The sequence below is a fragment of the Nocardioides eburneiflavus genome, assembly GCF_004785795.1.
Taxonomy (GTDB): Bacteria; Actinomycetota; Actinomycetes; order Propionibacteriales; family Nocardioidaceae; genus Nocardioides; species Nocardioides eburneiflavus.
In genome coordinates this window covers 2,576,154-2,603,120 of record NZ_SRRO01000001.1, presented here as the reverse complement: position 1 = coordinate 2,603,120, position 26,967 = coordinate 2,576,154, and the positions used below count along the sequence as shown (strand labels likewise).

At 71.8% G+C, this 26,967-nt stretch carries 26 protein-coding genes and 1 pseudogene; 11 read left to right on the top strand and 16 right to left on the bottom strand.

The features are described 5' to 3' along the window. Window positions 1-93: 93 nt before the first annotated feature. Window positions 94-2,025 carry an endonuclease/exonuclease/phosphatase family protein gene (locus tag EXE59_RS12200; RefSeq protein ID WP_135839148.1) on the bottom strand — a complete coding sequence of 644 codons (1,932 nt, stop codon included), beginning with the start codon at window positions 2,023-2,025 and terminating at the stop codon, window positions 94-96. Window positions 2,026-2,223: 198 nt separating this feature from the next. Between EXE59_RS12200 and EXE59_RS12195 the strand changes: the two genes are divergently transcribed. Genes EXE59_RS12195 through EXE59_RS12180 form a run of 4 tightly spaced genes read left to right on the top strand, consistent with a single transcriptional unit; the run spans window position 2,224 to window position 5,585 of the window. After that, window positions 2,224-3,519 carry a magnesium transporter MgtE N-terminal domain-containing protein gene (locus EXE59_RS12195; protein WP_135839147.1) on the top strand — a complete coding sequence of 432 codons (1,296 nt, stop codon included), beginning with the start codon at window positions 2,224-2,226 and terminating at the stop codon, window positions 3,517-3,519. Continuing rightward, window positions 3,516-4,028, top strand: coding sequence for a DUF1003 domain-containing protein (locus EXE59_RS12190; protein WP_135839146.1), 513 nt, complete (start codon window positions 3,516-3,518; stop codon window positions 4,026-4,028). The genes EXE59_RS12195 and EXE59_RS12190 overlap by 4 nt, the downstream gene beginning before the upstream one ends. A gap of 31 nt (window positions 4,029-4,059) precedes the next feature. Then, on the top strand, window positions 4,060-5,220 hold the full coding sequence (locus EXE59_RS12185; protein ID WP_135839145.1) for an Mrp/NBP35 family ATP-binding protein: 1,161 nt from the start codon (window positions 4,060-4,062) through the stop codon (window positions 5,218-5,220). Window positions 5,221-5,255: 35 nt separating this feature from the next. After that, on the top strand, window positions 5,256-5,585 hold the full coding sequence (locus EXE59_RS12180) for a sec-independent translocase (RefSeq protein ID WP_135839144.1): 330 nt from the start codon (window positions 5,256-5,258) through the stop codon (window positions 5,583-5,585). Between the two features lie 15 nt (window positions 5,586-5,600). On the opposite strand, the gene EXE59_RS12175 is transcribed toward EXE59_RS12180, so the two are convergent. Further along, window positions 5,601-6,137, bottom strand: a complete 537-nt coding sequence (locus EXE59_RS12175) for a hypothetical protein (RefSeq protein ID WP_135839143.1) — start codon at window positions 6,135-6,137, stop codon at window positions 5,601-5,603. Window positions 6,138-6,331: 194 nt separating this feature from the next. On the opposite strand from EXE59_RS12175, the gene EXE59_RS24835 reads away from it, so the two are divergent. Together EXE59_RS24835 and EXE59_RS12165 are read left to right on the top strand one after the other, a co-directional pair. Then, window positions 6,332-7,015 carry a LysM peptidoglycan-binding domain-containing protein gene (locus tag EXE59_RS24835; protein WP_281280308.1) on the top strand — a complete coding sequence of 228 codons (684 nt, stop codon included), beginning with the start codon at window positions 6,332-6,334 and terminating at the stop codon, window positions 7,013-7,015. Continuing rightward, window positions 7,015-7,533, top strand: coding sequence for an Rv3235 family protein (locus EXE59_RS12165; protein WP_135839141.1), 519 nt, complete (start codon window positions 7,015-7,017; stop codon window positions 7,531-7,533). Before EXE59_RS24835 ends, EXE59_RS12165 begins: the two co-directional genes overlap by 1 nt. 186 nt (window positions 7,534-7,719) lie before the next feature. On the opposite strand, the gene secA is transcribed toward EXE59_RS12165, so the two are convergent. From secA to EXE59_RS12115, 10 genes are all read right to left on the bottom strand, one after another. Continuing rightward, entirely contained in the window at window positions 7,720-10,557 is a 2,838-nt protein-coding gene (gene secA, locus EXE59_RS12160) for a preprotein translocase subunit SecA (protein ID WP_135839140.1), read from the bottom strand. Window positions 10,558-10,572: 15 nt separating this feature from the next. After that, on the bottom strand, window positions 10,573-11,802 hold the full coding sequence (locus tag EXE59_RS12155; RefSeq protein ID WP_342777204.1) for a winged helix-turn-helix domain-containing protein: 1,230 nt from the start codon (window positions 11,800-11,802) through the stop codon (window positions 10,573-10,575). A 43-nt stretch (window positions 11,803-11,845) separates the two neighbouring features. After that, the gene (locus EXE59_RS12150; protein ID WP_246056751.1) at window positions 11,846-12,520 is read right to left on the bottom strand and encodes a response regulator; all 675 of its coding nucleotides are present in this window, start codon (window positions 12,518-12,520) and stop codon (window positions 11,846-11,848) included. 44 nt (window positions 12,521-12,564) lie between these two features. Beyond that, window positions 12,565-13,182, bottom strand: a complete 618-nt coding sequence (hpf, locus tag EXE59_RS12145) for a ribosome hibernation-promoting factor, HPF/YfiA family (RefSeq protein ID WP_135839138.1) — start codon at window positions 13,180-13,182, stop codon at window positions 12,565-12,567. 401 nt (window positions 13,183-13,583) lie between these two features. Continuing rightward, window positions 13,584-14,324, bottom strand: a complete 741-nt coding sequence (locus EXE59_RS12140) for a ComF family protein (RefSeq protein ID WP_246056749.1) — start codon at window positions 14,322-14,324, stop codon at window positions 13,584-13,586. A 57-nt stretch (window positions 14,325-14,381) separates the two neighbouring features. Next, on the bottom strand, window positions 14,382-16,112 hold the full coding sequence (locus tag EXE59_RS12135) for an LpqB family beta-propeller domain-containing protein (protein ID WP_135839137.1): 1,731 nt from the start codon (window positions 16,110-16,112) through the stop codon (window positions 14,382-14,384). Next, window positions 16,109-17,704: an MtrAB system histidine kinase MtrB gene (gene mtrB / locus EXE59_RS12130; protein WP_135841266.1), complete on the bottom strand. Its 1,596-nt coding sequence runs from the start codon at window positions 17,702-17,704 to the stop codon at window positions 16,109-16,111. Before mtrB ends, EXE59_RS12135 begins: the two co-directional genes overlap by 4 nt. Window positions 17,705-17,718: 14 nt before the next feature. After that, a complete protein-coding gene (gene mtrA, locus EXE59_RS12125; protein WP_135839136.1) occupies window positions 17,719-18,417 on the bottom strand; it encodes an MtrAB system response regulator MtrA in 699 nt (232 codons plus the stop codon). Between the two features lie 60 nt (window positions 18,418-18,477). Continuing rightward, the gene (gene ahcY, locus EXE59_RS12120; protein ID WP_135839135.1) at window positions 18,478-19,944 is read right to left on the bottom strand and encodes an adenosylhomocysteinase; all 1,467 of its coding nucleotides are present in this window, start codon (window positions 19,942-19,944) and stop codon (window positions 18,478-18,480) included. Between the two features lie 90 nt (window positions 19,945-20,034). Continuing rightward, a complete protein-coding gene (locus EXE59_RS12115) occupies window positions 20,035-21,126 on the bottom strand; it encodes a DUF808 domain-containing protein (protein WP_135839134.1) in 1,092 nt (363 codons plus the stop codon). A gap of 103 nt (window positions 21,127-21,229) precedes the next feature. Here EXE59_RS12115 and EXE59_RS12110 point away from each other — a divergent pair, with 103 nt between their 5' ends. Then, window positions 21,230-21,934, top strand: a complete 705-nt coding sequence (locus EXE59_RS12110; protein WP_246056747.1) for a cysteine hydrolase family protein — start codon at window positions 21,230-21,232, stop codon at window positions 21,932-21,934. Here EXE59_RS12110 and EXE59_RS12105 read toward each other — a convergent pair. After that, window positions 21,916-22,398 (bottom strand): GNAT family N-acetyltransferase, encoded by a 483-nt coding sequence (locus EXE59_RS12105; protein ID WP_210428971.1) that lies wholly within the window; start codon window positions 22,396-22,398, stop codon window positions 21,916-21,918. The genes EXE59_RS12110 and EXE59_RS12105 overlap by 19 nt on opposite strands. Window positions 22,399-22,972: 574 nt before the next feature. On the opposite strand from EXE59_RS12105, the gene EXE59_RS12100 reads away from it, so the two are divergent. After that, on the top strand, window positions 22,973-24,058 hold the full coding sequence (locus tag EXE59_RS12100) for an HNH endonuclease signature motif containing protein (protein WP_135839132.1): 1,086 nt from the start codon (window positions 22,973-22,975) through the stop codon (window positions 24,056-24,058). A gap of 77 nt (window positions 24,059-24,135) precedes the next feature. Here EXE59_RS12100 and EXE59_RS12095 read toward each other — a convergent pair. Continuing rightward, a pseudogene (locus EXE59_RS12095) lies at window positions 24,136-24,393 on the bottom strand (P-loop nucleotide/nucleoside kinase family protein); the annotation flags it as partial. A 44-nt stretch (window positions 24,394-24,437) separates the two neighbouring features. Between EXE59_RS12095 and EXE59_RS12090 the strand changes: the two are divergent. The 3 genes from EXE59_RS12090 to EXE59_RS12080 are packed head-to-tail and all read left to right on the top strand — an operon-like array spanning window position 24,438 to window position 25,701. Further along, window positions 24,438-24,776: a VOC family protein gene (locus EXE59_RS12090; protein WP_135839131.1), complete on the top strand. Its 339-nt coding sequence runs from the start codon at window positions 24,438-24,440 to the stop codon at window positions 24,774-24,776. A 40-nt stretch (window positions 24,777-24,816) separates the two neighbouring features. Continuing rightward, entirely contained in the window at window positions 24,817-25,188 is a 372-nt protein-coding gene (locus tag EXE59_RS12085) for a nuclear transport factor 2 family protein (RefSeq protein WP_135839130.1), read from the top strand. Between the two features lie 9 nt (window positions 25,189-25,197). Then, window positions 25,198-25,701 (top strand): GNAT family N-acetyltransferase, encoded by a 504-nt coding sequence (locus tag EXE59_RS12080; protein ID WP_246056743.1) that lies wholly within the window; start codon window positions 25,198-25,200, stop codon window positions 25,699-25,701. Window positions 25,702-25,720: 19 nt separating this feature from the next. Here EXE59_RS12080 and EXE59_RS12075 read toward each other — a convergent pair whose 3' ends face one another. Beyond that, window positions 25,721-26,752 (bottom strand): SIS domain-containing protein, encoded by a 1,032-nt coding sequence (locus EXE59_RS12075; RefSeq protein WP_135839129.1) that lies wholly within the window; start codon window positions 26,750-26,752, stop codon window positions 25,721-25,723. A gap of 10 nt (window positions 26,753-26,762) precedes the next feature. Continuing rightward, on the bottom strand, window positions 26,763-26,939 hold the full coding sequence (locus EXE59_RS12070) for a Trm112 family protein (protein ID WP_135839128.1): 177 nt from the start codon (window positions 26,937-26,939) through the stop codon (window positions 26,763-26,765). Window positions 26,940-26,967: the final 28 nt, after the last annotated feature.

The following is a 26,967-nucleotide window of genomic DNA, read 5'->3' as shown; positions in this document are numbered from 1 at the left end:
GGGCATGGGCGGCTCAGGAGGGGGCAAGCCTAACCGTGCTCCCACACCCGGCACCAACCGATCGGTCAGGTCGGGTCCGACCAGGTGGGTCGATCAGGAGCCGGGCACCAGGAGCGGGTCGAAGACCTGGAACCGCTGCTCGGGGTCCATGGACGATCCGGGCACCGGCGGCAGGCCCAGCGTGCGGGTGACCAGGTTGGTGAGGTCGCCCACGCGGATCGGCTGGGCACCGGAGTAGCCCACCTGCTGCTTGCCGGGCGAGGTGAAGGACGGGTTGAGCTCGTACAGGTCGCTGTCGGCCGGCACGCCGGGACCCGTCACCCACATCGGCACCCGGTAGCTCTGGGCCCAGGTGCGCGAGGACCCCTTCGACTTCTGCGCGCCACCGGTGCCGGTGACCACGAGGAGCGTACGGCCGGCCATCTCCGGCTGCTTGGCGATGCTGCGCCGGATCGCGGCGACCCGCTGGAAGGCCTTGCGGACGGCCTTCTGGTAGGCCGGGCCGCGGAACCCGCCGTCGAGGCCCTCGTCGAGGACGCCGCCCAGCTCGATGACGCTCAGGCGTGCCGCCCGCTTGGCGATCTTGTCGCGCCACTGGCCGACCGCGGTGGCGTCGTCCTTCTTGATCTTGAAGGTGTCGATCTTCGCGGTGCCGTCGTCGACGCCGTAGGGGTCCTTGCCGCCGGTCTTGCGGTTGTAGCTGCGCAGGACGAGCTGGGTCGCCTGGCGGCTGGACAGGAACATCGTGCGGTTCGACATGTTGTGGGCGAGGTCGAAGACGCTGGAGACGTACTGGCCCGCCGAGGAGTGCACGGTGGCGGGGAGCTTCTTCTTCGAACCCACGCCGTGGCCGCCGCGCTTGGGGAAGACCCGCCGGCCGCTCAGCAGCGAGAACAGGTTGGCGTCGGCCTCCGTGCTCTCGGTGACGGTACGGGCGTTGGTCGTCGACGCGCCGTTGTCGCGCATCCGCGCCGCCTCGCCGGGTGCGCTGGTGCCGCGCACGACGGTCGAGGTCAGGCCGGGGACCGCGACGACCACCACGTGGTCGACGCCGACCGGGGCGGAGGCCGGGATCACCGCGTTGGCGTAGTAGAGGGGGTGGTCGCTGGTCTGGGAGACGAACTTGTTCCACACCCGGGTGTAGCCGTTGAAGAACACGTCCTTGGTGCCCATGATCCAGTCGATCGCGCCCCCGGCGGGGGGCTGGCAGGTGGAGCCGTCGACGTAGCCGCCGCTCGCGGACCACATGTCGGCACCGGGCGCGACCACGCAGTAGTAGTCGCTGCCGCGCTCGTTCTTGTCACCGAGGGAGATGAACGGCACTCCGGGGTACGCCGCGCGCAGCTCGTTGGCGAGCGCGACCTCCATCGCGAAGCCGGCGTCGCGCCACTGCTGGGCCGGACCGCGGGTGTCGGCCGGGTTGTGGGTGTTGAAGAACCACACGCGACGACCCGTGCCGTTGTTCTCCAGCAGGACGGCCGGCATCCGGCTGGGCACGCCGTCGAAGTAGGGGATCGGGATCGTCCGGGCCTCGACGAGCGTCCACACCGCGGTGCTCCACCCGATCGAGTTCACCGACGGGCCGGCTGGGTTGTTGAGGCCCGGGTAGGTCTGCCACGAGGTGCCCATCAGCTCGGCGAAGCGGGTGGCCTGCGGCGGCTGGAACTCCTGGAAGCCGACGACGTCGGGTCCCTTGTCCTTGAGCAGCGTCACGACCCGGTCCATGCGTACGACGCCCGGGTCCCAGCCCTTGCGGTTGCCGCCGGGGGCGGTGTGGTCGGCGCCGAGGACGTTGAAGTTGGCCACCCGGAAGAACGTGGCCGGGGTGGTCTGGGCCGTCTCGGTGGCACGGGCCGCGACCGGGGCTGCCGCGGGAGCGGCCTCGGCTGCGCCACCGGCGGCGTCGGGCGCGGCCGGAGCGAGGACGAGTGCGGCGGCGAGCGTCGCGCCGATCGCGCACAGGCGGCGGAGGCCGCCCGGGGACGGGCGGACGGACGTGCGCGAAGGAGCGGTCGTGCCGGACATGCGGGCCTCACAGTCGTCGGGGAAGTGGCGGCGTCGAGGTGACTCGACCGCGCCCCCCAACGCGTCGTGGACGCATCGGCACGACCCGGTCGATGTGACAGAAGTGACTCGTGCGACGACAGGCTACACCACCCGTCCGGGCGGCGACGCGCTTCGGACGTGGTCCGACGAGCCTAGCGGCACGCTAACGTTGCCGCCGTGAGCACCACGCCGACCCGCGTCTTCGTGGCCCGGCTGGTCGGGCTGCCGATCTTCGACCCCCAGGGCGACCAGGTGGCGAAGGTGCGCGACCTGGTCGTCGCGATCCGCACCGAGACGAGCCAGCCGCGCGTGCTCGGCATGGTCGCCGAGGTCTTCGGGCGGCGCCGGATCTTCGTCCCGATGACCCGCATCACCAACATCGACAGCGGCCAGGTCCACACGACGGGCCTGCTCAACATGCGCCGGTTCGTGCAACGCTCCACCGAGACGCTGGTGATGGGCGAGATGCTCGACCGCACGGTGACCATCAAGGACTCCGCCAAGGAGGGTGGCGTCACCGGGGTGGTCTACGACGTGGCGATGGAGCAGGCCCGCAACCGCGACTGGGTGCTGTCCCGCGTGGCGGTGCAGGAGCCGAGCAAGGGGTTCCGGCGCCGCGGCCAGACCCACGTCGTGGAGTGGCGCGACGTCACCGGGCTCACGCGCCACGAGCCGTCGCAGGGAGCCACGCACCTGATCGCGGCGCTCAACGACATGCGGCCCGCCGACGCGGCCAACATGATCCACGACCTCCCGCCCGAGCGGCGTACGGCCGTCGTCGCCGCCCTCGACGACGAGCGACTCGCCGACGTGCTGGAGGAGCTGCCCGACGAGGACCAGGTCGAGATCCTCGAGCACCTCGACTCCGAGCGCGCGGCCGACGTGCTGGAGGAGATGTCGGCCGACGACGCAGCCGACCTCATCGCCGACCTCAACCCGGAGACCGCCGCCACCCTGCTGGGCCTGATGGAGCCCGACGAGGCCGAGGACGTCCGGCGGCTGATGTCCTACGACGACAACACCGCGGGCGCGATGATGACACCGGAACCGGTGATCCTCTCCCCCGACGCCACGATCGCCGACGCCCTGGCCCACGTGCGCAACCCCGAGCTCACGCCGTCCCTCGCCGCGCTGGTCTACGTGTGCCGGCAGCCGCTGGAGACCCCCACGGGGCGGCTGCTGGGCGCCGCGCACATCCAGCGGCTGCTGCGTGAGCCGCCGTCGACGCTCGTCGCGGCCGCGCTCGACGAGTCGATGGACCCGCTGCGCCCGGACGCCTCGATGGACGAGGTCGCCGCCCACCTGGCCACCTACAACCTCGTCGCGGCGCCCGTCGTCGACGACGAGGGCCGACTCCTCGGCGCGGTCACTGTCGACGACCTGCTCGACCACATGCTGCCCGAGGGCTGGCGCGACCGGTCCCCGCGGCCCGGCCCCATCAACGACCGGCGCAGCACGGGAGGTGCCCGGTGAGCGAGAACCGCCGGCCACGCCTCGACACCCCGCGGGACACCCGGCGCTCGTTCGTGCGGCGACCGGCCTACGACGCCGACGCGTTCGGCTCGTTCGCCGAGCAGTTCGCCCGGTTCATGGGCACGGCCCGGTTCCTGATGTGGATGACGCTCTTCGTCATCGTCTGGATGGCCTGGAACACGCTCGCTCCGGACGACCTGCGCTTCGACGAGTTCCCCTTCATCTTCCTGACCCTGATGCTCAGCCTCCAGGCGTCGTACGCCGCGCCGCTGATCCTGCTCGCCCAGAACCGGCAGGAGCAGCGCGACAAGGTCGTCGCCGAGCAGGACCGCCAGGCCAACGCGCGCGCCCACGCCGACATGGAGTTCCTGGCCCGCGAGGTCGCGTCGCTGCGGATGGCGGTCGGCGAGGTCGCCACCCGTGACTTCCTGCGTTCCGAGCTGCGCAGCCTGATGGGCGACATCGAGGACCTCTCCCGCCGGACGCCGGAGGACGAGCCGGGACCGTGACGTCGCGGGGCGGCTCGTAGACTTCACCATCATGAGCACCCCCACGCAGCAGCAGGTCATGGACGCCCTGGCGACCGTCAACGACCCGGAGATCAAGCGTCCGATCACGGACCTGGGGATGGTGGACTCGGTCGAGGTGGCCGACGACGGCTCGGTCGCGGTCCACGTGCTGCTCACGGTGGCCGGCTGCCCGCTCAAGGACACCATCAACCGTGACGTCACCGCCGCCGTGACGAAGGTCCCGGGCGTCGCCTCGGTCGACCTCACCCTCGGCGTGATGACCGCCGAGCAGCGGGCCGGCCTCAAGGAGATCCTCAGCGACGGCCGGGCCCAGCGCGAGATCCCCTTCGCCCAGCCCGGCTCCCTGACCAAGGTCTACGCGATCGCCAGCGGCAAGGGCGGCGTGGGCAAGTCCTCGGTCACGGTCAACCTCGCCCTCGCGCTCGCCAAGGAGGGCCTCAAGGTCGGCATCGTCGACGCCGACATCTACGGCCACTCCGTCCCCGCGATGCTCGGCGTGGCCGACACCCGTCCCACCCAGGTCGACGACCTCATCATGCCGGTGCCGACGGCGAGCGGTGTCTCGGTGATCTCGATCGGGATGCTCAAGCCGCGACGCGACCAGGTCGTGGCCTGGCGCGGCCCGATGCTCGACCGGGCGCTCGTCCAGATGCTCGCCGACGTCTACTGGGGCGACCTCGACGCGCTGCTGCTCGACCTGCCCCCCGGCACCGGCGACGTCGCGATCTCGCTCGGCCAGCACCTGCCCAGTGCCGAGGTCGTCGTTGTGACCACTCCGCAGGAAGCAGCGGCGGAGGTCGCCGAGCGGGCCGGCACGATGGCCTCGATGATGCACCAGCGCGTCGTCGGCGTGGTCGAGAACATGAGCTACCTCCCGTGCCCGCACTGCCCCGCCGAGGACGACCACCGGCTCGAGGTCTTCGGCAGCGGCGGCGGCGAGCGCGTGGCGCACACGCTCTCCGAGCGCTTCGGCTACGACGTCCCGGTCCTGGCGCAGATCCCCCTGGACATCTCCCTGCGCGAGGGCGGCGACGTCGGCAAGCCGATCGTCGAGGCCGACCCGGGCGCCCCCGCGGCCCGCGAGCTCACCCGGGTCGCGCAGGCGCTGTCGGGGCGCGGCCGCGGCCTGGCCGGGATGCAGCTCGGCCTCACCCCCTCCAGCAAGTTCTGATCGCGCGATCACGCCGAGGCAGTAGGTTCTGAGGCATGTTCGACGTCGGGCTGCTCGAGCTGGCCGTGATCGCCCTGGTGGCAGTGGTCGTGCTCGGTCCCGACAAGCTCCCCGACCTCGCCCGGCAGGCCGCCCAGCTGCTCCACCGCGCCCGCGGCCTGGCGCACAACGCCCGCGACGAGCTCCGCAGCGAGCTCGGCCCGGAGTACTCCGACCTCCAGCTCCGCGACCTCGACCCGCGCACGATCGTGCGCAAGCACATCACCGAGGCGATGGCCGAGGTCGACCGCGAGCAGGCCCGGGCCGTCAAGAAGGCCGCGCTGCCCGAGGGCCAGGTCCCGCCCTACGACGTCGAGGCCACCTGACCTCCGCCTGACCCGTCAGTCCTCTCGGCTCTGCACCGCGACCAGCCCGGCGTACGGCACGAGCAGCTCGCCGTCGGCCGGGTCCCGCGCCTCCAGGAAGTCGGCCCCGACGCGATGGACGTACGCCTCGTGGCGCGCTCCGTCGGCGAGGTGCAGGAGGCACCGGGCGCCGGCGTCGGCCAGTCGTCGCAGGGCGGCACGCAGGCCGAGACGGTCGATCGGCGACCACGCGACCTCGGGCACGGAGCGGTCGCTGGCGCCTCGGACCGCCGTCACCGCGCGCAGTGGGACGATCCAGTCCTGCCGCACCCCGCCGAGCAGGCACCACTGCTCCCCCACCCTGTCCAGCCGTCCCTCCACCCGACCCACGTGGGGGAGGTCGAGGGCCACCTCGTGGCCGCGTGAGGCCATCAGCCGGCTGGCGAGCGTGACGGTGCCGTACTCGGTGCGCGCCCGGTCCGCGAGCTCGGCCTCCCGGTCTGCCTCCCAGGCAGCCGCCGCCTGTCCCTCCAGGTCGTCGAACAGCGCGAACAGGTCGTGCTCCCAGGACATGTCCCGAGCCTAGTCGCGATCGACGAAGTCGATCGGGACGTGGCGAGGGAGGTCGAGTGGCCGCGCGGGCGAGGAACGAGGCCGCGACCGGACGTATCGAGACCCGCGACTGCCCCCCGGCTGTGGAGAAACTTTTGACACCGCCACCAAACCTCCGTTGAATGACGCAAACACACGCAAACGAAAGGATGCGGATGTCTCGGGGGATGATGGATCGCGGGCGACCGATCGTGGTCTGGCTGACGGTCACGGTCGCCGCACTGCTGGCCGGGCGCACGGTGCCCGGCTCGTGGCGCGCGGCCGGCGCCGCCGCTCCGGCGGACCAGACGGTCGCCGACGCCCTCGTCGCCGGCTGCGCGACGCTCCTGGCCGTGGCACTGGGGTGGCTGTGGCTGGTCACCTCGGCCACCGCGGCCCAGGTCCTCGCGGGGGCGGCCCCGAGCGGGGACGGGACGACCCGACGACTGGTGCTGCTTGCCTGCGGCGTCGCCGTCGTCGCCGGGACAGCGGTCCCCGCACACGCCGACGGCGGCGGCGACGCCGGGCGGGCCGTCGAGCAGCTGGTCGGCCTGTCCCTCCCGGATCGGGCCGTGGCCCCGTCCGCCCCGTCCGCCGAGCCCCGCACCCGACCGGTGGCGGCGACGCGCACCGGGTCCGGGCACGGCGAGCGCTACGTCGTGCGCCCGGGCGACTCGCTCTGGTCCATCGCGCAGGCACATCCCGCGCGGGGCGACGACGTCGAGCGCCGCTGGCGAGCGATCTGGGCCGCCAACCGCGACGTGGTCGGCGCGGATCCTGACCTGATCCACCCCGGGCAGGCACTGCGCCTGCCGGCCACGGACCCACGCACCCACACCGACGAGGACGGAGCACGATGATGAGCACACCCGACACCGCCGAGGCCGACGTCGTCCTGCTGCGACCGCGCGCACCACTGGCCAGCGTCCAGGGGTCGCTCGCACTCGACCTCACGCCCCGTACGGCTCCCCCACGGCCGCGCCTGCGCAGCGCGCGCAGCAGCGACCTCGTCGTCGTGGAGCTCGCCACCCGTGAGCACGTCGACGCCTTCGTCGGCCGGTTCCTGCAGGCGGTCGTCGAGATCGGAGCCGGCGACCGCCCGGTCACCCAGGTGCTCCGGCACGCTGTCCCCGAGGTCTACGAGGACCTCACGGCGCGGGCCCGCACCGTGACCGCTGCCGCCGGCTCGGCCCCGGGCCAGGGGCGCGGCCCCAACCCGGCCCGGCCGGTCGTGGTGGGCGTACGCACCGCCCTCATCCGCAACGACGCGGTGGAGGCCAGCGCGCACGTGCGCTACGGCAGGCGCTCCCGGGCGGTCGCCGCACGCTTCGAGATCGTGCGCGACCGCTGGCAGTGCGTCGCCCTGCAGATGGGCTGAGTGACGTCGCAGGTGCCTCGAGGAACGAGACGCACCGTGGGCGACGGGAGGTTGAGCATGGCCTGCGGCCGAGGAACGAGGCCGCAGCGGCCTGTCGAAACCCTGGCTTGTCGAGAGACCTGGGTTTCGACACACTCGCTGCACTCGCTGCTCAACCAGCGGTGAGAGACGGAGCCGGCCGGCTGCTCAGCCACCCATGGTCGCGCGACCGGTGGCCCCGCCGGGGGCTCCGTGGCAGCGCTTGAACTTCTGCCCGGAGCCGCAGGGGCACAGCGAGTTGCGACCGACGCCGGCGAACGGGTCGTCCTCGGCGGCCGGGGCGGCGTGCACCTCGGCCTCGCCGTCCTCGGAGGGCGCGCTGTAGGACAGGTTCTGCGGCCGGTTCGGCCGGTCGAGGCCCTTGGCACGGATGGTCGGCGCGTGGGCCTGCGCCTGGGCGAAGTCGATCTGCGGGGTGGCGGCGGAGACCTGCGGCGCCGCGGCCATGACCTCCTCCGGCTCGTCGGCCTCGGCGCCCTCGTCGTCGTCCTGCTCGACCTCGACCTGGAGGTTGAACAGGAAACCGACCGACTCCTCCTTGATGCCGTCCATCATCGCGGCGAACATGTCGAAGCCCTCGCGCTGGTACTCGACCAGCGGGTCACGCTGGGAGTAGGCGCGCAGGTAGATGCCCTCGCGGAGGTAGTCCATCTCGTAGAGGTGCTCGCGCCACTTGCGGTCGAGCACGGACAGGATGACGCGCCGCTCGAGCTCGCGCTGGACCTCCTCGCCGATCTCGTCCTCGCGACGGTCGTACGCCTCCTGCACGTCGCGCTGGAGGTCCTCGACCAGCTTCTCGCGGGTGAGGCCCTCGAGGCCGCCGGCCTCCTTGACGATGCCGTCCTTGGTGAGGCCGACCGGGTAGAGCTGGTTGAGCGCGGTGAACAGGCCGTCGAGGTCCCACTCCTCGGCGTAGCCCTCCGTCGCGCCGCGGACGTAGCCGGCGACCACGTCGTCGAGGAAGCCACGGATCTGCTCGCCGAGGTCGGCGCCCTCGAGCACCCGACGGCGCTCGGCGTAGATGACCTCGCGCTGCCGGCTCATCACGTCGTCGTACTTGAGGACGTTCTTGCGCGACTCGAAGTTCTGCGACTCGATGTTGGCCTGGGCGCCGGCGATCGCGTTGCTGACGCGCTTGGCGTCGATCGGCACGTCGTCGGGCACCTTGAGGACGGTGAGGATGCGGTCGACCCACTCCGACTTGAACAGCCGCATCATCTCGTCCTGCAGCGACAGGTAGAACCGGGACTCGCCCGGGTCGCCCTGCCGGCCGGAGCGGCCGCGCAGCTGGTTGTCGATGCGACGCGACTCGTGGCGCTCGGTGCCCACGACGTAGAGGCCGCCGAGCTCGCGCACCTCGTCGTGCTCGGCCGCCACCTGCGCCTTGATCCGCTCGACCATCGCCGGCCAGGCCGCGTCGTACTCCTCCGGCGCCTCGACCGGGTCCAAGCCCTGCTTGCGGAGCTCCTGGTCGGCGAGGAAGTCGACAGAGCCGCCCAGCATGATGTCGGTGCCTCGACCGGCCATGTTGGTCGCCACGGTGACCGCGCCCTTGTGACCGGCCAGGGCGACGACCTTGGCCTCGTCGGCGTGCTGCTTGGCGTTGAGGACGGTGTGCGGGATGCCGCGCTTCTTGAGCAGGTTGGAGAGGTACTCGGACTTCTCCACCGAGACGGTGCCGATCAGGATCGGCTGGCCCTTCTCGTGGCGCTCGGCGATGTCGTCGGCGACCGCCTCGTACTTCGCCTCCTCGGTGCGGTAGACGAGGTCGACGTTGTCGACGCGCTGCATCGGCCGGTTCGTCGGGATCGGCACGACGCCCAGGCTGTAGATCTTGTCGAACTCCGAGGCCTCCGTCATGGCCGTGCCGGTCATGCCGGAGAGCTTGTCGTAGAGGCGGAAGTAGTTCTGGAGGGTGATCGTGGCGAGGGTCTGGTACTCCTCGCGGACGGTCACGCCCTCCTTGGCCTCGATCGCCTGGTGCAGGCCGTCGTTGTAGCGACGGCCGGCCAGGATGCGGCCGGTGTGCTCGTCGACGATGAGCACCTCGCCGTCCATGACGACGTACTCCTTGTCCTTGCGGAACAGCTCCTTGGCCTTGATGGAGTTGTTGAGGAAGGAGATCAGCGGGGTGTTGACCGAGTCGTAGAGGTTCTCGATGCCGAGGTGGTCCTCGACCTTGGTGATGCCCGGCTCGAGCACCGAGATCGTGCGCTTCTTCTCGTCGACCTCGTAGTCGGTCTCGCGGACCAGGGTCCTGGTGATCTTGGCGAACTCGGCGTACCACTTGACCTCGTCCTGGGTCGGACCGCTGATGATGAGCGGGGTCCGGGCCTCGTCGATGAGGATCGAGTCGACCTCGTCGACGATGGCGAAGTTGTGGCCGCGCTGGACGCACTCCTCGACCGAGTCGGCCATGTTGTCGCGCAGGTAGTCGAAGCCGAGCTCGTTGTTGGTGCCGTAGGTGATGTCGCAGGCGTAGGCCTCGCGACGCTCGGCCGGACGCATCGACGGCAGGATCACGCCGGTGGTCAGGCCCAGGAAGTGGTGGACGCGACCCATCTGCTCGGACTGGAACTTCGCGAGGTAGTCGTTGACGGTGACGACGTGGACGCCCTTGCCGGCCAGGGCGTTGAGGTAGGACGGCAGCACCGCGACGAGGGTCTTGCCCTCACCCGTCTTCATCTCGGCGATGTTGCCGAGGTGGAGCGCGGCGGCGCCCATCACCTGCACGTCGAACGGCCGCATGCCGAGCACGCGCTTGCTGGCCTCGCGCACCGTGGCGAAGGCCTCCGGCATGATGTCGTCGAGGGTCTCGCCGCTGGCGAGCCGCTCGCGGAACTCGTCGGTCATCCCGCGGAGCTCGTCGTCGCTCATCTTGACGAAGTCGTCCTCGATGGCGTTGACGGCCTTGGCGACGGCTTCGAGCTCACGGATGATCTTGCCCTCGCCGATGCGGAGGAGCTTGTCGATGATGGCAGGCACGAGTGGTAACTGTACCTACCCCGCCAACGCGGCACCCAATGCCGGCGACAGGTCGCCCTTGACGCCCACGGTGACGTCGTCCAGCCCGAGCCAGCCCGCCAGCCGGCGCAGCTCGGCGGCCAGCTCGTCGGCCGTCTCCGGCGGAGCGCTGGCCTCGGTGAAGGCGCCCGGGACCAGCAACCGTCGCGTGGCGCGGTCGGCCTTGAGGTCGACGCGCGCCACGAGCCGGTCGCCCAGCAGGAACGGGAGCACGTAGTAGCCGTGGAGGCGCTTGTCCTGGGGGACGTAGATCTCGATCCGGTAGAAGAAGTCGAACAGCGCCTCGGCTCGTGCCCGCTCCCACACCACGGGGTCGAAGGGGCTGAGGAGGGTGCGCGCGCCGACCCGCCGCGGCGTCCGGGCGTCACGGTGGAGGTAGGCCTGCCGCTTCCACCCCTGCACGGTGACCGGGGCGAGCTCTCCGGCCTCGACCAGCTCCTCGACGGCGACCTTCGCGCTCGCCGCACCCGGGGCGGGCTGGAGGCGCAGCCGGTAGTAGTCGGCGAGGCAGGCGAGGCTCGCGACGCCGTGCGAGCGGGCGGCCCGGCGTACGAGCTCGGTCACCGCTTCCTGCGGGGTGGGCGTCGGCGCGTCCAGCACCGCTGCCGGCAGCACCCGCTCGGGGAGGTCGTAGACGACCTCGAACTGGCTGTTTCGACCGGCGATGGCGACGTCGCCGACGAGGTAGAGGTAGTCGAGCACCTTGCGGGCCTCCGACCAGTTCCAGCCCCAGTGCTCGCGCGAGCGGGGCCCGGTGCTGAGCTCCTCCTCGAGGTCGCGGGCCGTGACCGGCCCGCGGTCACGGACGGCGTCGCGCACGCGTGGCTCGAGCGTCGCGTCGGCGGTGAAGCCCCACTTGCCCCGCTCGGCGCGGTAGTGCTCCATCCGGTGCCGCATCAGCGGCCACAGGTCGACGGGCATGAGCGCCTGCACGTGCGCCCAGTACTCGACGAGGGTGCGCTCGCGTCGCCCGGTCGACGTCGTCGCGCGCCGGAGCAGGTCGACGTCGTAGGGGCCCATCCGCGAGTAGAGAGGCATGTAGTGGGCGCGCTGGAGGACGTTGACCGAGTCGACCTGGAGCACGCCGGTGCGCGCGACCGTGCGGTCGAGGGTCTTCGACGAGGGCGTGGCGTGCGCGCGGTCGGTGAAGCCCTGCGCGGCCAGCGCGATCCGGCGGGCCTGGAGCTTGGTGAGGGTCTCCGTCACGGACGGCACTCAACCAGAGCGGACCGACAGCCTCAGCGCAGCCTCAGGGGAGGTCCAACAACTTCTCGCGCATGGCGTACATGACGGCCTCCATGCGGGAGTGCAGCTGGAGCTTCTCCAGGATGTTGCGGACGTGGTTCTTCACGGTGTTCTCGGAGATGAAGAGCTCCTTGGCGACCTCGCGGTTGTTGAGGCCCTTGGCCACCAGCCGCAGCACCTCGAGCTCGCGCTCGGTCAGCCGCAGGGCCGGGCCCTGCTCGCGCTCCGGCTTGGACATCTGCTTGAACTCGTCGATGAGCTTGACCGCCATCGACGGGCTGATCAGGGACTGGCCCTCGTTGACCACCCGGATCGCCTGGGCGACCTCCTCGATCGAGGAGTCCTTGAGGAGGTAGCCGGCCGCGCCGTTCTTGACCGACTCGTAGAGGTCGGCCTCCTCGTCGGAGACGGTGAGCATGATGATCTTGGTGGCCGGGACGGCCTCCTTGATGGCGCGGCAGGCCTCCACTCCCGTGCGACGCGGCATCCGGACGTCGAGCAGGATGACGTCGGGCGCGGTGGTGGTCGCGAGCTCCGTGGCCGTGATGCCGTCGGCCGCCTCGCCGACCACCTCGATGTCGGTGTCGCCGCTGAGCAGCATGATCAGGCCTCGACGGAACAGCTCCTGGTCGTCGACCACCAGGACGCGGACGGGTTCACTGCTCTGTGCCTCGGTCACGCGCGCATCATTACATGCGCGCGCGACCGAGGGGCGGAGGGCACTCAGCCGAGGTCGAGCGAGATCACGCCGTAGTCGTAGCCGCGGCGGCGGTAGACGACAGCAGGGCGCTCGCTCTCCTTGTCGACGAACAGGTAGAAGTCGTGCCCGACCAGCTCCATCTCGTAGAGGGCCTGGTCGAGCGTCATGGGGGTGGCGTGGTGGGACTTCTCGCGCACGACCAGCGGTCCGTCACCGGTGACGGTGATCGGGCCGACCTTGTGCTCGATGACACCGGTCTCCTCGTCGTCCTGCGCGGCGTCGTCGACGGTGGGCATGCCGGCGAGGGCCTCCCCCACCGATGCCGCGGCGCGGCCCTTGTGCACGCGGCGCCGGTCGGCCGCGCGGCGCATCTGGGCCTGCATCTTGTCGAGGGCCAGGTCGAGCGCGCCCATCTTGTCCTCGGCCGCCGCCTCGGCCCGGATCACCGGGCCCTTGGAGAACGCGGTCAGCTCCACCTTGGTGGACCGGTCGTGCTGGCGAGGATTCTTCTCGAGCTCGACCTCCACCTGGACGCGCATGATGCGGTGATCGTGCTTCTCCAGACGGGTGAGCTTCTCGGACACGTGCTCGCGGAACCGGTCGGACACCTCGCAGTGCCGTCCCGTGACCACAACCTCCATGTGAACCTCCTCAACTAGCGAACGGTCCGCACCCCTCCATATCGCCGCGACGGCACACCCGCCGGGGCAGGGTGGGATGGAGCCCGCCCGGCCGACCTGGTCTTCGACCCCACAACCGCCTGCTGAAGCGTTCGCAACTTCTCCGTCACTACTGGCCTTCTCCCGGCATCCGACACATCTGGTGTCGGCGACGGGGCAGGACTTACTTCTAAGCCGCACCGTGATCGTCCGCCGGGCACGGCGCTGCTGGGCAGCGGCGCGACCGGGGACTTACGTGGACCGTTTCGCCTGCGACTGGCATCGGCTTGCCGCGGGTAGGACCTGGCGAGGCACCTCTCGGTGCTGCGCGCAGCCCTCTCCGTGACGCAACCACGGACCCGGGCGGACTCCATGACAAGACGCTAGCCCCTCCGGGCCCCCGGGCCAACAGCCGGGTCACCAGTCGGTCCCCCGCCCGGCCCGGCGCGCCGGCGGGTGGCCGCGACGGCCGCGATCGCGACGGGCCGCAGGCCGACGGCCTCGAGCGCCCGCTGGGCCTCCCGCGCCGTGGACCCGGTGGTGACCACGTCGTCGCACACCACGACGTACGCCGCGCTCCGCCGGCGCCCGACGCGCGCGAGGGCGGCCGAGGGGCAGTGCATCGACCCGGCCACGTTCCGTGCCCGGTCCCCCGCGCCCAGGCCCGCCTGGTCGGCCGCCCCGCGCGAGGCCAGGAGCGGGGCGAGCAGCACCGGACGCTCGCGGCGCAGGGCGCGCGCGGCCGTACGCGCGAGTGCCGCGGTGGCCTCGTAGCCGCGGCGGCGCCCGGCTCCCGGACGCGACGGCACGGGCACCAGCAGCACCGGCACCTCCGGGTCGACGCCTCCGGTCGCACCGCGCACCGCCTCGGCCAGGAGGGAGCCCAGCACGCGCCGGTGGCCCCACTGACCGCGGTCCTTGTGGCCCACCACGAGCGCACGCACCGCGCCGTCGTACGTCTCCGCGACCCACGGCGTGACGAGTCCCGCGGGCACGGGCGAGGGCCAGGCCACCCGCGAGGTGTGCGAGAGCCCGCCGCGGCACGCCGCGCACAGCATCCGCCCGGGCCGGTCGCACCCGACGCAGCGGCTGCCGAGGAACAGGTCGAGGGCCTCGTCGAGCACCCAGCCATGCCAGCAGGCGGGGACGGGCGGGCGCAACGGGCCGACCCGGACTGTGGATCAGCCCACGTAGGTGAGCGACGTGAGGCCCTGCGGGAGGTCTGGCACCATCCGCTCCGGCCGGATCAGGCTGGTCACCGCTCGGCCCGCGAGGGCGTACACCTCACCGTCGGCCGGCGTCGACACGAGGGTGCGGACCCGGCCGCGCAGGCTGGTCGCGCCGCCGGTGGCGATGCCGCCGGGCGCGCCGTCGACCGAGATCGTGCGCACCTGGGAACGCTCCTCGTTGATGTCGCTGAGCACCGAGACGGTCGTCGGCGAGCGCCAGGCGACGTCGCGGATGCGGGTGGTGTCCTCGGTGGGCAGCGGGAGCGTGCGAGGCGGCGTGAAGCCGAGGACCGTCCCGGCGGCGTCGTGGCGCACCCGGACCGACACGACCCGGTCGGCCTTCGCGCCGCGGACCACGGCCACCAGCCTGCTGCCGTCGCGGGAGACGATCAGCTCGGTCACCCGGCGACCGGTGAGGCCCGGCACGACCAGCTCGACGGCGTCACCGTCGGCGACCTGGACCACCCGCGCGCGGCCGGCGCCGCGGTCCAGCACCCAGATCCGGTCGCGGTGGTCCCAGTGCGGGGCAGCGAGGTCGACGGCGCCGATCACCGGCGTGGTCACCTCGCCCGTCGGCACCTCGGCCGGGGCGAGGAGGAGGTCGGTACCGGTGACCGAGACGGCGGCGACCCGCGTGCCGGGGAGGTTGACGCCGATCGAGCGCAGCGCGTAGCCGGGCTCGCCGAACGGCCCGCTGGTGGGGCCCAGGTCGCCCACGCGCCCGGCGACCAGACGACCCTCATCCAGGGCGAAGAGGTCGGTGCTCGCGCGGTCGCCGTTGGGGTCGTAGGCCGCCCCGAAGCTGAGGTTGACCGGCGCCAGCCCGCCGGGTCCGGTGAACGTGCGGTCGCCGACACTGAGCTCGACGGCGCTGATCCGCGGCTCCTGGCCGAGGGTCCACACCAGCTGCGTGAGCATCCGCTCGGCCGTCTCGTCGTCGACCGCGTCCGGGTCGCCGGACAGGGCCACCCGGGCGATGCCCGACTCGATCGGGACCGAGAGGCCCGGCGTGGTCCCCGGCGGGAAGTAGCTGCGGACGACGTCCAGCGACTCCGCGCCCAGGGGCGCGAGCAGCCCGCGCACCAGCGACGAGGCGTACTGCTCGCCACGCGGGACGAAGACCGGCTCGGGGACGAGCACCTGTGCGGTCGGGTCGAAGTAGTAGAGCGCGGCCCGCTCGTACCAGTCGTCGAACCACGAGTCCGGCACGATCAGGGCGTCGGGGAGCTCGTCGATGCGCCACTCGCCGTCCTCCTGCACCAGCCGGAGCCCCAGCTGGACGCCGCCGTCCGTGCGCTGCCACGCACCCCGGGCGTCGTAGGTGTTGACGTCGGTCAGCGGCACCCGCACGAACGTGCCGGCCGAGGCGTCCCCCAGCTCGGCATAGGTGAGGATCTGCTGCTCGGGCGTCCACGACTCGGCCGCCTCGCGGGACAGGAACTGGCGCGCGACCGTCGTACGGATGGGCGTGGCCTTCATCGCCTCGAAGAAGCCCGCCACGATGTCGGCCGCAGGGTCGCCCTCCTGCGGGGGACGCGGGTCGAAGAAGATGCCGGGCACGTCGTCGGCACCGGCAGTGACCTCGGACTCCACGACCGGACCGGACGTCGGCATCCGTACGCAGCCGGACAGCAGGGCCGCGACGAGGAGCACCCCGGCGGCACGGGCGGTCGTCCGTGTCATGCCGTCTCCCGCGCGTCGGTGGGCACCAGCGGCAGCGGCGAGTGCCGCAGCTGGGTGCCGAGGTGGCGCGGCAGCGTCAGGCGGAACTGGGCCCCCTCCCCGGGACGCCCCCACGCCTGGAGCCAGCCGCCGTGCAGGTGGGTGTCCTCGAGCGAGATCGAGAGGCCGAGCCCGGTGCCGCCGCTGGTGCGCGCGCGGGCCGGGTCGGCGCGCCAGAACCGGTTGAACACCATCGCCGACTCCCCCGGCCCGAGCCCGACGCCGTGGTCGCGCACCGCGATGGCGGCGGACTGCCGGTCGGCGCCGACGAAGACCTCGACGTCGTGGCTCTCGGCGTGGTCGATGGCGTTGGTGACCAGGTTGCGCACGATCCGCTCGACCCGACGTACGTCCGCCTCCGCGACGCACGGGGCGCCGGGGTCGTGCAGGACGACGCGTGTGTCACGCTGGGCGGCGAGCACCGACGTCATGTCGACCACCCGGCGGGCGACGTCGACGAGGTCGACGTCCTCGGTCTCGAGCACCGCGGCCCCCGCGTCGAAGCGGCTGATCTCCAGCAGGTCCGCGAGCAGCGTCTCGAAGCGGTCGAGCTCCATCTGGAGCAGCTCGGCCGCCCGGCCCGTCACCGGGTCGAGGAAGGGCTTGGCGTCGTGGATGACGTCGCTGGCCATGCGGACGGTCGTGATCGGGGTGCGCAGCTCGTGGGAGACGTCGGAGACGAAGCGGCGCTGGAGCCGGCTGAGCTCCTCGAGCTGGCGGATCTGCTTCTGGAGGTTGGAGGCCATCTGGTTGAAGGAGGTGGCCAGGCGCGCGAGGTCGTCCTCGCCGGTCACGCGCAGGCGCTCCTGGAGCTGGCCGGCGGCGAGGCGCTCGGCGACCCGGCGGGCCATCCGGATCGGCGTCACGACCTGGCGGGTGACGAGCCAGGTGAGGCCGGCCACGAGCAGCAGCAGCGGCACCCCCGCGATGAGCATCGCGCGAGAGACCAGCGCGAGCGTCTCCTGCTGCTCGGCGAGCGGGTAGAGGTAGTAGAGGGTGTAGGTGTTGTCGTCGGCGGGGAGCCGGACCTGGCTGCCCACGACGATGCCGGGTCCCTCGGGGAGGCCCTGGATGTCGCGGGTCGTACGGATGTCGGTGTAGGTCCACGCCGTCGGGGACAGGGAGTCGAAGCGGTCCTCGAGCGTCTCGGGCACGCTGGAGAGGTCGAGGCCCTCGGTGAACTTGGCGCCGCCGTCGGCGAGGCGGAGGCCCTCGTCGATCGGCGGGGACAGCACGACTGCGAAGCCGCGGGTGGCGCCGCGCGCCTGGATCGGCTCGACGAGGGCCTGCTGCTGCGCGGACTCGTCGACGTCGAGGCCCGACGCGGCCGCGAGGGCGACCCGGGCCGCCTCGGTCTCGCCCTCGGCCTCCTGCACGACCGCGGCGACCCGGTTGTCGAGGAGGCCGTCGCGGGTCTGCTGGATGAGGAACCAGCCGACGATGCCGACGACGGCCGCCGACAGCAGCACCGTGCTCACCACGACGCGGGCCTGCACCGAGCGCCGCCAGAAGGCGGGCCCGTGGCGCAGCGCCGGTGGGAGCCGGTCGCGCATGCTCACCGGGGCTCCTAGGACTTGCCGGCCTTGTAGCCCACGCCCCGCACGGTCACCACGACCTCCGGGTTCTCCGGGTCGTGCTCGACCTTGGAGCGCAGGCGCTGGACGTGCACGTTGACCAGGCGGGTGTCGGCACTGTGCCGGTATCCCCAGACCTGCTCGAGCAGGACCTCGCGGGTGAAGACCTGCCAGGGCTTGCGGGCCAGGCAGACGAGCAGGTCGAACTCGAGCGGCGTCAGGTTGATCGGCTCGCCCTCACGGGTCACCGAGTGGCCCGCGACGTCGATGGAGACGTCCCCGATGGTCAGGCCCTCGTCCTGCGTGACGTCGTTGCGGCGTACGCGCGCGCGGACCCGGGCGATGAGCTCCTTGGGCTTGAACGGCTTGACGATGTAGTCGTCCGCCCCGGACTCGAGGCCCACCACGACGTCGACGGTGTCGCCCTTGGCGGTGAGCATCACGATCGGGACGCCGGACTCGGCGCGGATCTCCTTGCAGACGTCGATGCCGTCCTTGCCGGGGAGCATCAGGTCGAGGAGGACGAGGTCGGGACGGTAGTCGCGGAACGCGTCGAGGGCCACGTCACCGCGGCCGACGATGCGGCTGTCGAAACCCTCCTGGCGCAGGACGATGGAGAGCATCTCCGCGAGGGAGGCGTCGTCGTCGACGACGAGCACGCTGCCGCGAGCGGGCTCGGCAAGGTCGGTCATGGCGCCAGTCTAGGGCTGGCGCCATGACCCGGTGGCGCTACGCGGGAACGCTCGGCGCGCTCAGTAGCGGTAGTGGTCGGACTTGAACGGGCCCTCCACCGGGACGCCGAGGTAGGCGGCCTGCTCCTTGGTGAGCTCGGTCAGCTCGACGCCGAGGGCGTCGAGGTGGAGCCGCGCGACCTCCTCGTCGAGGTGCTTGGGGAGCACGTGCACACCGAGCTCGTAGTCGTCGGCCTTGGAGAAGAGCTCGATCTGCGCCAGCACCTGGTTGGTGAAGGAGTTCGACATGACGAACGAGGGGTGACCGGTGGCGTTGCCCAGGTTGAGCAGGCGGCCCTCGGACAGCACGATGATCTTCTTGCCGGGCTCGCCGTTCTCGCTGGGGAAGATCCACTGGTGGACCTGCGGCTTGATCTCGTCCTTGACGATGCCGGGGATCTTCGCCAGGCCGGCCATGTTGATCTCGTTGTCGAAGTGGCCGATGTTGCCGACGATCGCCTGGTGCTTCATCTTGTGGAAGTGCTCGACGGTGATGATGTCGAAGTTGCCGGTCGTGGTGATGAAGATGTCGGCGGTCTCGACGACCGACTCGAGGCGCTTGACCTCGTAGCCGTCCATCGCGGCCTGCAGCGCGCAGATCGGGTCGATCTCGGTGACGATGACGCGCGCACCCTGGCCGCGCAGTGACTCCGCGCAGCCCTTGCCGACGTCGCCGTAGCCGCACACGACCGCGACCTTGCCGCCGATCATGACGTCGGTGGCGCGGTTGATGCCGTCGATCAGCGAGTGGCGGCAGCCGTACTTGTTGTCGAACTTGGACTTGGTGACCGAGTCGTTGACGTTGATCGCCGGGAAGAGGAGGGTGCCCTCCTTGAACCGCTCGTAGAGGCGGAGCACGCCGGTGGTGGTCTCCTCGGAGACGCCCTTGATGAGCGGGGCGCGCCTGGTCCAGCGCTGCGGGTCGGCCTCGAGCGAGCGGGCCAGGACGCGCAGCACCTCCTTGAACTCCTCGTTGTCGGTGGAGTCCTGCGACGGCACGGCGCCGGCCTTCTCGTACTCGACGCCGAGGTGCAGCAGCATCGTGATGTCGCCACCGTCGTCGAGCAGCATGTTGGGGCCGCCCACCTCGCCGTCCTCGGCGGGGAAGTCGAAGACCTTCTCGGCCTCGTCCCAGTACTCGGCGAGGGTCTCGCCCTTCCAGGCGAAGACCGGGATGCCGCGCGGGTCCTCGGGGGTGCCGCCCTTCGACGGGGGGCCGACGACGACCGCGGCCGCAGCGTGGTCCTGGGTGGAGAAGATGTTGCAGGTGGCCCAGCGGATGTCCGCTCCGAGGGCGGCGAGGGTCTCGATCAGCACGGCGGTCTGGATCGTCATGTGCAGCGAGCCGGCGATCCGCGCACCCTGGAGGGGCTGGTCCTTGCCGTAGCGCTCGCGCATGGCCATCAGGCCCGGCATCTCGTGCTCGGCGAGCTCGATCTCCTTGCGGCCGTACGCGGCAAGGGTGAGGTCAGCGACGTGGTGGTCCATCAGTTGTCTCCTGTCGAGGAGGGCGTCTGCGCTGCACATCTGTGCATCGTCGGGATCTCCCGCGCGGACCAGAAAAGGGTAGGACCGCCCTCAGCGATTCGGAGAATCCTCGGCGGTGTCGCCGGTGGCCGGCTCACCGTGGTCCTCACCGTGGTCCTCACCGTGGCCGGCGCCATGGCCGCCGCCGATGCCGAAGGCGTGCAGCACGGCCAGCACGATCGCGCCGAGGACGAGGCCGGCGATCCCGGAGACCACGGTGTTCAGCACCCAGCCGAGCAGGGCGCCGAGGGTGCCGCCGACGGCCTCGTGGACGGCGTCCTCCCAGTGGTGGACCAGGTCGTAGGGCGCGTGCAGGACGTCGCCGAACGTGGTGCCCTCGAGCAGGCCGTCGTGCCCGCCGATCTCGTAGAGGCTGACCAGGAAGATGTGGCCGCCGACCCACAGCATCGCGAGCGTGCCGACGAGGGAGATCGCGGTGAGCAGGCGCGGCATCGCGGAGACGAGGGCGAGACCGACGCGCTGCGAGCCCTTGGAGGGCTTCTCCGCCAGGTGGAGCCCGACGTCGTCCATCTTCACGATGAGCGCGACCACGCCGTAGACGAGCACCGTGATCAGCACGGCGACCGCGGCCAGGACGATCGCGCGCATCCAGATGGTGGCGTCGGGGTCGGCGCCGACGACCTCCTTGAGCGCGATGACCATGATCTCGGCGCTGAGGATGAAGTCCGTGCGGATGGCGCCCGCGACGGTCTTCGCCTCGTGCTCGGGGCTCAGCTCGCCCGTGCTGGTGAGCTCCTCCTCCGCCTCCTCGACCACGGGCTCGTGGCGACTGACCTTCTCCCACACCTTGTGCGCGCCCTCGTAGGCGAGGAAGCCACCACCGAAGATGAGGATCACCGGCAGCAGGCCCGGCAGGAACTGCCCGAGCAGGACGGCCGCGGGCAGGATGAAGAGCAACTTGTTGCGCAGCGACCCGATGGCGATCTTCTTGATGATCGGCAGCTCGCGCGCGGCCGGGGATCCGTGGAGGTACTGCGGGGTGACGGCGGTGTCGTCGACCACCACACCGGCGGCCTTCATGCTGGCGCGCCCGGCGGCGGCGCCGACGTCGTCCACGCTGGCTGCGGCGATGCGCGCGAGTGCGGCGACGTCGTCGAGGAGGGCGAACAGTCCGCCGGCCATGGGGATCCTTCGGGGTCGTGGGTCGGGTCGAGTGGCAGCCTATCGGCGCGGCGTACGCCCATCCCCGCCCGGACGGCGGGTGTGCGCTGGCAGACTGCCCACCGTGCCGGACGACCTCGGGGACCTCACGGCGGACCACGACTGGCTCGTCGAGGACCGGGAGTACGCGCGGCAGGAGGCCAGGCGTGGCCGTCGGCACGCCTACGAGTCCCTCGACCCCGGGCGTACGGCCCTGGTCGTGGTCGACGTGGTGCCGTTCTTCGTGCGTGGGTCCGCCTACGTCCGAGGGATCGTGCCGCGGGTCAACCGCGTGGCGACGGCGCTCCGCGACGCCGGCGGGGTCGTCGCGTGGGTCGTGCCGGCGTACGCCCCGCCGACGGCGAAGGACCGCGAGTTCTTCGGCGACGCGGTAGCCGAGCTGTACGCGCGCTCCGGGGGAGAGGGTCTGCCGAGGTCGCGACTGCACGACGGGCTCGCGGTGCGGCCCGAGGACCTCGTGGTCGAGAAGATCGCCCGCAGTGCCTGGTTCCCCGGCTCCTCCGAGCTGCCTGCGCTGCTCGCCGCCCGCAGGATCGACACGCTCCTCGTGGCCGGCACCGTCACCAACGTGTGCGTGGAGGACACCGTCCGGGACGCGAGCACCTGCGGCCTGCGGGTGATCCTCGTCGCGGACGCCTGTGCCGCGGTGCGCGACCGCGACCACAACGCCACCCTGCACGTCGTCTACCGCTCCTACGGCGACGTGCGCCCCACGAGCGAGGTGCTCGACCTGGTGGAGGCGGGGCGACGTCAGGTCGCCAGCTCGTAGGCGAGCAGCTCGGCGTACGGCGGGAACGAGCCGCGCTCCACGTCTCCCGTCGGCCGCCACCCGTGCTTCTCCCAGAAGCGCCTCCCCCTCGCGTTCGCGGCGTAGACGTGGAGGGTCGGGCGCACGATCCCGCGTGCGCGCAGGAGCTCGACGAGCTCGTCGTGGGCTGCCGTGGCGAGACCGCTCCCCCACGTGTCGAGTGCGGTGCCGAAGTGCAGCACCTCCGTGCCGCGCACTGCCGCGAACCCGGCGACCCGCCCCGCTGCCTCGATGACGAAGCACTCGATGGCCGGGTCTGCCAGCTCCTCCCACCAGCGGGCCCCGATCACCTCGCGAGGGAACGGATGGCGGTCCTGCGGGAACACGTCCGACAGTCCTGCCACTGCCGCGGGCTCCTGGAGCTCCACGACAGCGGGCACGTCCTCCTCGCGCATGGGGTGGAGGACGCGTCGGCCGGCGGGCATGGGAGGAGGTTAGGCGCCGGGGCCGACCGCCGCTCCCTCGCTGTGCGAGGTGCGAGCGGAGCCTAGCCTCGAAACCACCCCGCGTTCCTCGCTGGTCGACCAGCCCGACCAGCGCTGGTCGAGGAGGGACGAAGTCCCGTCACGAGACCCTGCTGGCCTTCGTCCGCGCGAGGGCCGTTGTCGGACCCGACGACTACAATCAAACGCATGATCGAGACGGTGGCAGCCGAGGCGCGAGAGGTCGCAGACGACCTCTCGCCCGCCGACCTGCTCGCCACGATCCGGTCTGCTCGTGAGGACGAGGACCGTGCCGCCGCCCGGCAACTCGCTCTCGCCGCCCGGTGGGCGGACCTGCACCCGCCGGAGTCGATCCACACGGCGGCGTCGTTCACGGTGCCCGGGTCGCAGCACGAGGAGCCCATCGCCGGTGAGGGTGCTCCGCTGGTGGCGGAGTTCTGTTGCGCCGAGCTCGGCACCGTCCTCGGCATCACGTCGACGGCGGCGAAGAAGCTCATCGGTCACGCCCTCGAGCTGCGCCACCGCCTGCCGCGGCTGTGGGCTCAGGTCCACGCCGGTGCGGTGCCCGGCGTGGCGGGCACGCGCGGTCGCAGACACCACCATCCACTCCACCCCTCCCCTGACGGTCGAGGCGGCCGCGTTCGTCGACGCGCAGGTCGCCGCCGTCGCCGGACGGGTCGGGTCCGCGCAGCTCGACCGGCTCGTCGCGGAGACCATCAGGCGCTACGACCTCGCGACCGCCGACCCCACGCAGGACCCCGAGGACGGCTACCTGCACGTCGACCCGCGCCACGTCACCGTGGACACCGAGGACGTGCACTACGCCGGCACCCTGCGGATCGAGGCCGAGGTCGACATCGCCGACGCCCTCGACCTCGACCGCGCCGTCGCCCACCACGCCGCCACCCATGCCGCCCTCGGATCGCTGCTGCCACTCGATGCGCGCCGCGCCAAAGCGTTGGGTGACCTCGCCAGGACGCAGACCGCGCTGGATCTCGCCGGCGGCGGCGCCGACCTGGAGGACACCGGCGCTGGCGGCGGCGACGCCGACGAGCCGCACCTGCCGGCCGCCCGTGCGGTGGTGATCCACGCCCACGTCGACGCGTCTTTCTCCGGCGACACCACGGTGTTCGGTCCCACCGGCCGGATGGAGAACGGCCAGCGCCTGGTCCTGCTCGAGCAGGTCCAGTCCTGGTGCGCCGACTCGCGCACCGAGGTCACCATCAAGCCCGTCATCGACCTCAACACCCACCTCACCGCGCAGACCTACAAGGTCCCCGCCGACATCCGCGAACAAGTCCAGCTCCGCGACCGCACGTGTGTCTTCCCCGGATGTGCGAGACCAGCACGGCGCTGCGACGTCGACCACATCGTCGCCTACGACCACGACGCCGAAGCAGAAGGCAGACCCCAACCCCTCCCGACACAGACCGACAACCTCGCCTGCCTGTGCCGGTTCCACCACCGCCTCAAGACCCACTCACCCTGGCGCTACGCCATGGTCGAGCCCGGCGTCTTCGCGTGGACCAGCCCCCACGGCCACCGCTACCGCCGCGACCACACCGGCACCACCGACCTCGAGCCGCTCGTCCGCGGCGAGTCGCCAGCCCCACCCGGCATCCCGCGACCCCGCCGACGATGACCCCGCCCCACACCCCGCCAGATCGATGACCGGCGGGGCCACAGGCGTGTCCGTGCAAGCCCGCAGCACGACCGTCGCTACCGAACAACCGTGAGCGGACCCTCGTCCGGTGTGGGCGGCTCGAAGTGGTCGACGTACTGCCGGACGAGGTCTTCAGAGAGCACGAAGTCGTCCGAGTGGGTGCCGGCCCTCGCCCGCATGCGCCTCAGGACGGTGTCCCGATCGGTCGCCAGGTAGATCGTCTCGGGCACGACCCCGGTGGGAGCGAGGATCTCGCGATAGTCGTCGCGCATCCGTCGGGTCCAGAACGAGAAGTCGAGGACGACCTCCCTGCCCTCCGAGACGGCCGGACCCTACGTCCACCGCGTACGGTCGACCCGTGCCCTCCTTCGTGAAGTCGGTGACGTTCGACTGCCGGGACCCGCTGCGGGTAGCCGCGTTCTGGGCGGGCGCCCTCGGCTCGAACGTCGACGAGGACAGCACCCCGGACCGCGCTTGGGTCGAGCCCGCAGGGTGGGGTGGGCCCAGTCTCTGGTTCCAGCGGGTGCCCGAGCCGAAGGTCGCCAAGAACCGGCAGCACTTCGACCTCCGCGCCCCGAGAGACCTCAAGGCCGAGTGCGACCGGCTGGTGCGCCTCGGCGCCACCGTCGTCACGCGGCACGACGAGCTCATTGTGATGGCCGACCCGGAGGGCAACGAGTTCTGCCTGGAGACCTGACTGTCGGCCTGCTGTCGGTGCCCCGCCCGACACTGGGCCCATGGATGCTGCCACCCTCCTCGCCCGCCTCGCCTCGGTGATCGACGCCCACGACTGGGAGGGACTGCCCGCGCTGCTGCACCCGGACTTCAGCTGTCGGCTGGTGCACACCGGCGAGGTCTTCGACCGCGCGGGCTGGGTCCGGCTCAACGCCGACTACCCCGGGTTCCAGCGCCTGCGGGTCGAGGACCTCGTCGCCGACGGGGTGCGCGGAGTGCTCCGGGCCCGGGTCACCGGCACGAGCGAGACCGGCGACGAGCTGGTGTTCGCCGTCGCGAGCTTCGCCACCGTCCGGGACGACCTCCTCGCCGAGCTGGTCGAGGTGTGGGCAGACGTCGGGCAGGACGCCCCCGCCGGAACCCGTCTCGACTAGCCTTGACCGGTGCTGCCCGAGCCCACCGAGCGACTGCGGTTCCGGACGATGGCCGGCGACGACGTCGACGCGATCACGGCGCTCCTCATCGCCTTCGATCCCATGCGGGGCGACCGCCCGCCCAGCACCCGCGACGACGCGGTCGACTGGATCGAGTGGCAGGAGCGCAACTACGCCGAGCACGACTTCGGCCTCTGGGTCGTGGAGACGCGAGACGGCGCGCTGGTCGGCGACTGCGGCCTCACGGTCCAGGACGTCGAGGGCACGCCGCACGTGGAGGTCGGCTACCACCTCCTGCCGCAGGCGCGGCGCCGCGGCTACGCGACCGAGGCGGCCAGGGCCGTGCGCGACTGTGCGGCCGCGCACGGGATCGAGCACCTGGTGGCGATCATCCGCCCCGACAACCACCCGTCGCAGGGTGTCGCCCGCAACCTCGGCATGCAGCTCGAGCGGACCGCGCACGTCCACGGCACGGACGCCCTGGTGTTCGGGACGTGGCTGGCGCACCCCTGAACGCCCGCGTCGGCGCCGCTCAGTCCTCGACGAGCCCGATGCGGAGGTACTCCGCGGCGTACGTCCCGGTGAGCAGCAGGGAGGCGTAGCGCGCGACCTCGGCGTCCGCGTCGGTCTCGAGCGTCTCCACCCGTACGCCGTGACGCGCGGCCGCAGCCTGGAGCTCCCCCGCCTGCTCGCGCACGACAGGGTCGTCGGAGCGGTCGTCGAGGACGAGCAGGAGCGGTCGGAGGTCGCCGGCCTCGTCGGCGAACGGATCGGCGAAGACGTCGTGCGGCTTGGTCGCCTCGATCACCGGGAGCAGGTGCTCGGCGTCGCCGGCGATCGTGGAGCGTCCGCTCGTCCGGCGCAACGACTCGGCCAGCCGACGTGCGGCTCGGGCAGCGAGGACCGAGCCGCCCCACACGAGCGGGTTGGTGTCGGCCATCGCGATGGCGAGCATCTTGGCCGGGTTGACGGCGAGGTCGCGGTGCGGCGAGCAGCTGGTGGCGACCTCGTCGAGCGACAGCGCCACCGACTCGGCGTCGGCGCGCGGGCCGAGGTGCACGTGGGCGAGGTAGTCGAGCATCACCACGGCGGTGGCGAGCTGGTCGCCGGTGACGGTCGGCAGCACCGTCACGTGCCGCCCGGCGGCGTGCTCGCCGACGAGGGACCGCTCCGGACACGCGACGACGACCTGCGCGCCGCGGCGTACGGCCTCAGCGACCGCCGACGCGGACCCGTGGTCGTTGCCCTCGGGCGCGAGCATCACGACCAGGTCGAGAGAGCCCGCCCAGCCCGGCAGCCCCGGGTTGGGCCAGGCGACGAACGGCACCGGGCACCAGGGCTCGAGCACCGCGCGCAGCAGCCGGGAGTCAGGTCCGGCGGCGATCACCGCACGCGGTCGCTCACCGTCACGTCCGGCGGCGATCAGCTCGGCGGTCGCGGTGGCCGCGGCGTGGGCCTCGCGCCGCACCCGCGCCCCGCTCTCGGCGAGCGTGCGCAGCCGGAGGTCGACGGTCTCCAGCACCCCGGGATCGTCCAGCCGGGCCTCGTCGAACCAGGTCGCCACGACAGTGTCCTCAGGCGGGCTTGCGGGCCTCGTCGACCAGCAGCACCGGGATGTCGTCGCGGACGGGGTAGGCGTTGCCGCAGCCCTGGCACACGAGCTCGTCGGCGCCGTCGGTGGACGCGGGCGACAGCTCGCCGTGGCAGGCCGGGCAGACGATGATGCTCAGCAGCTGCTGGTCGATGTTCACGCCGTCGATCCTAGGGGGTGCACGCGGG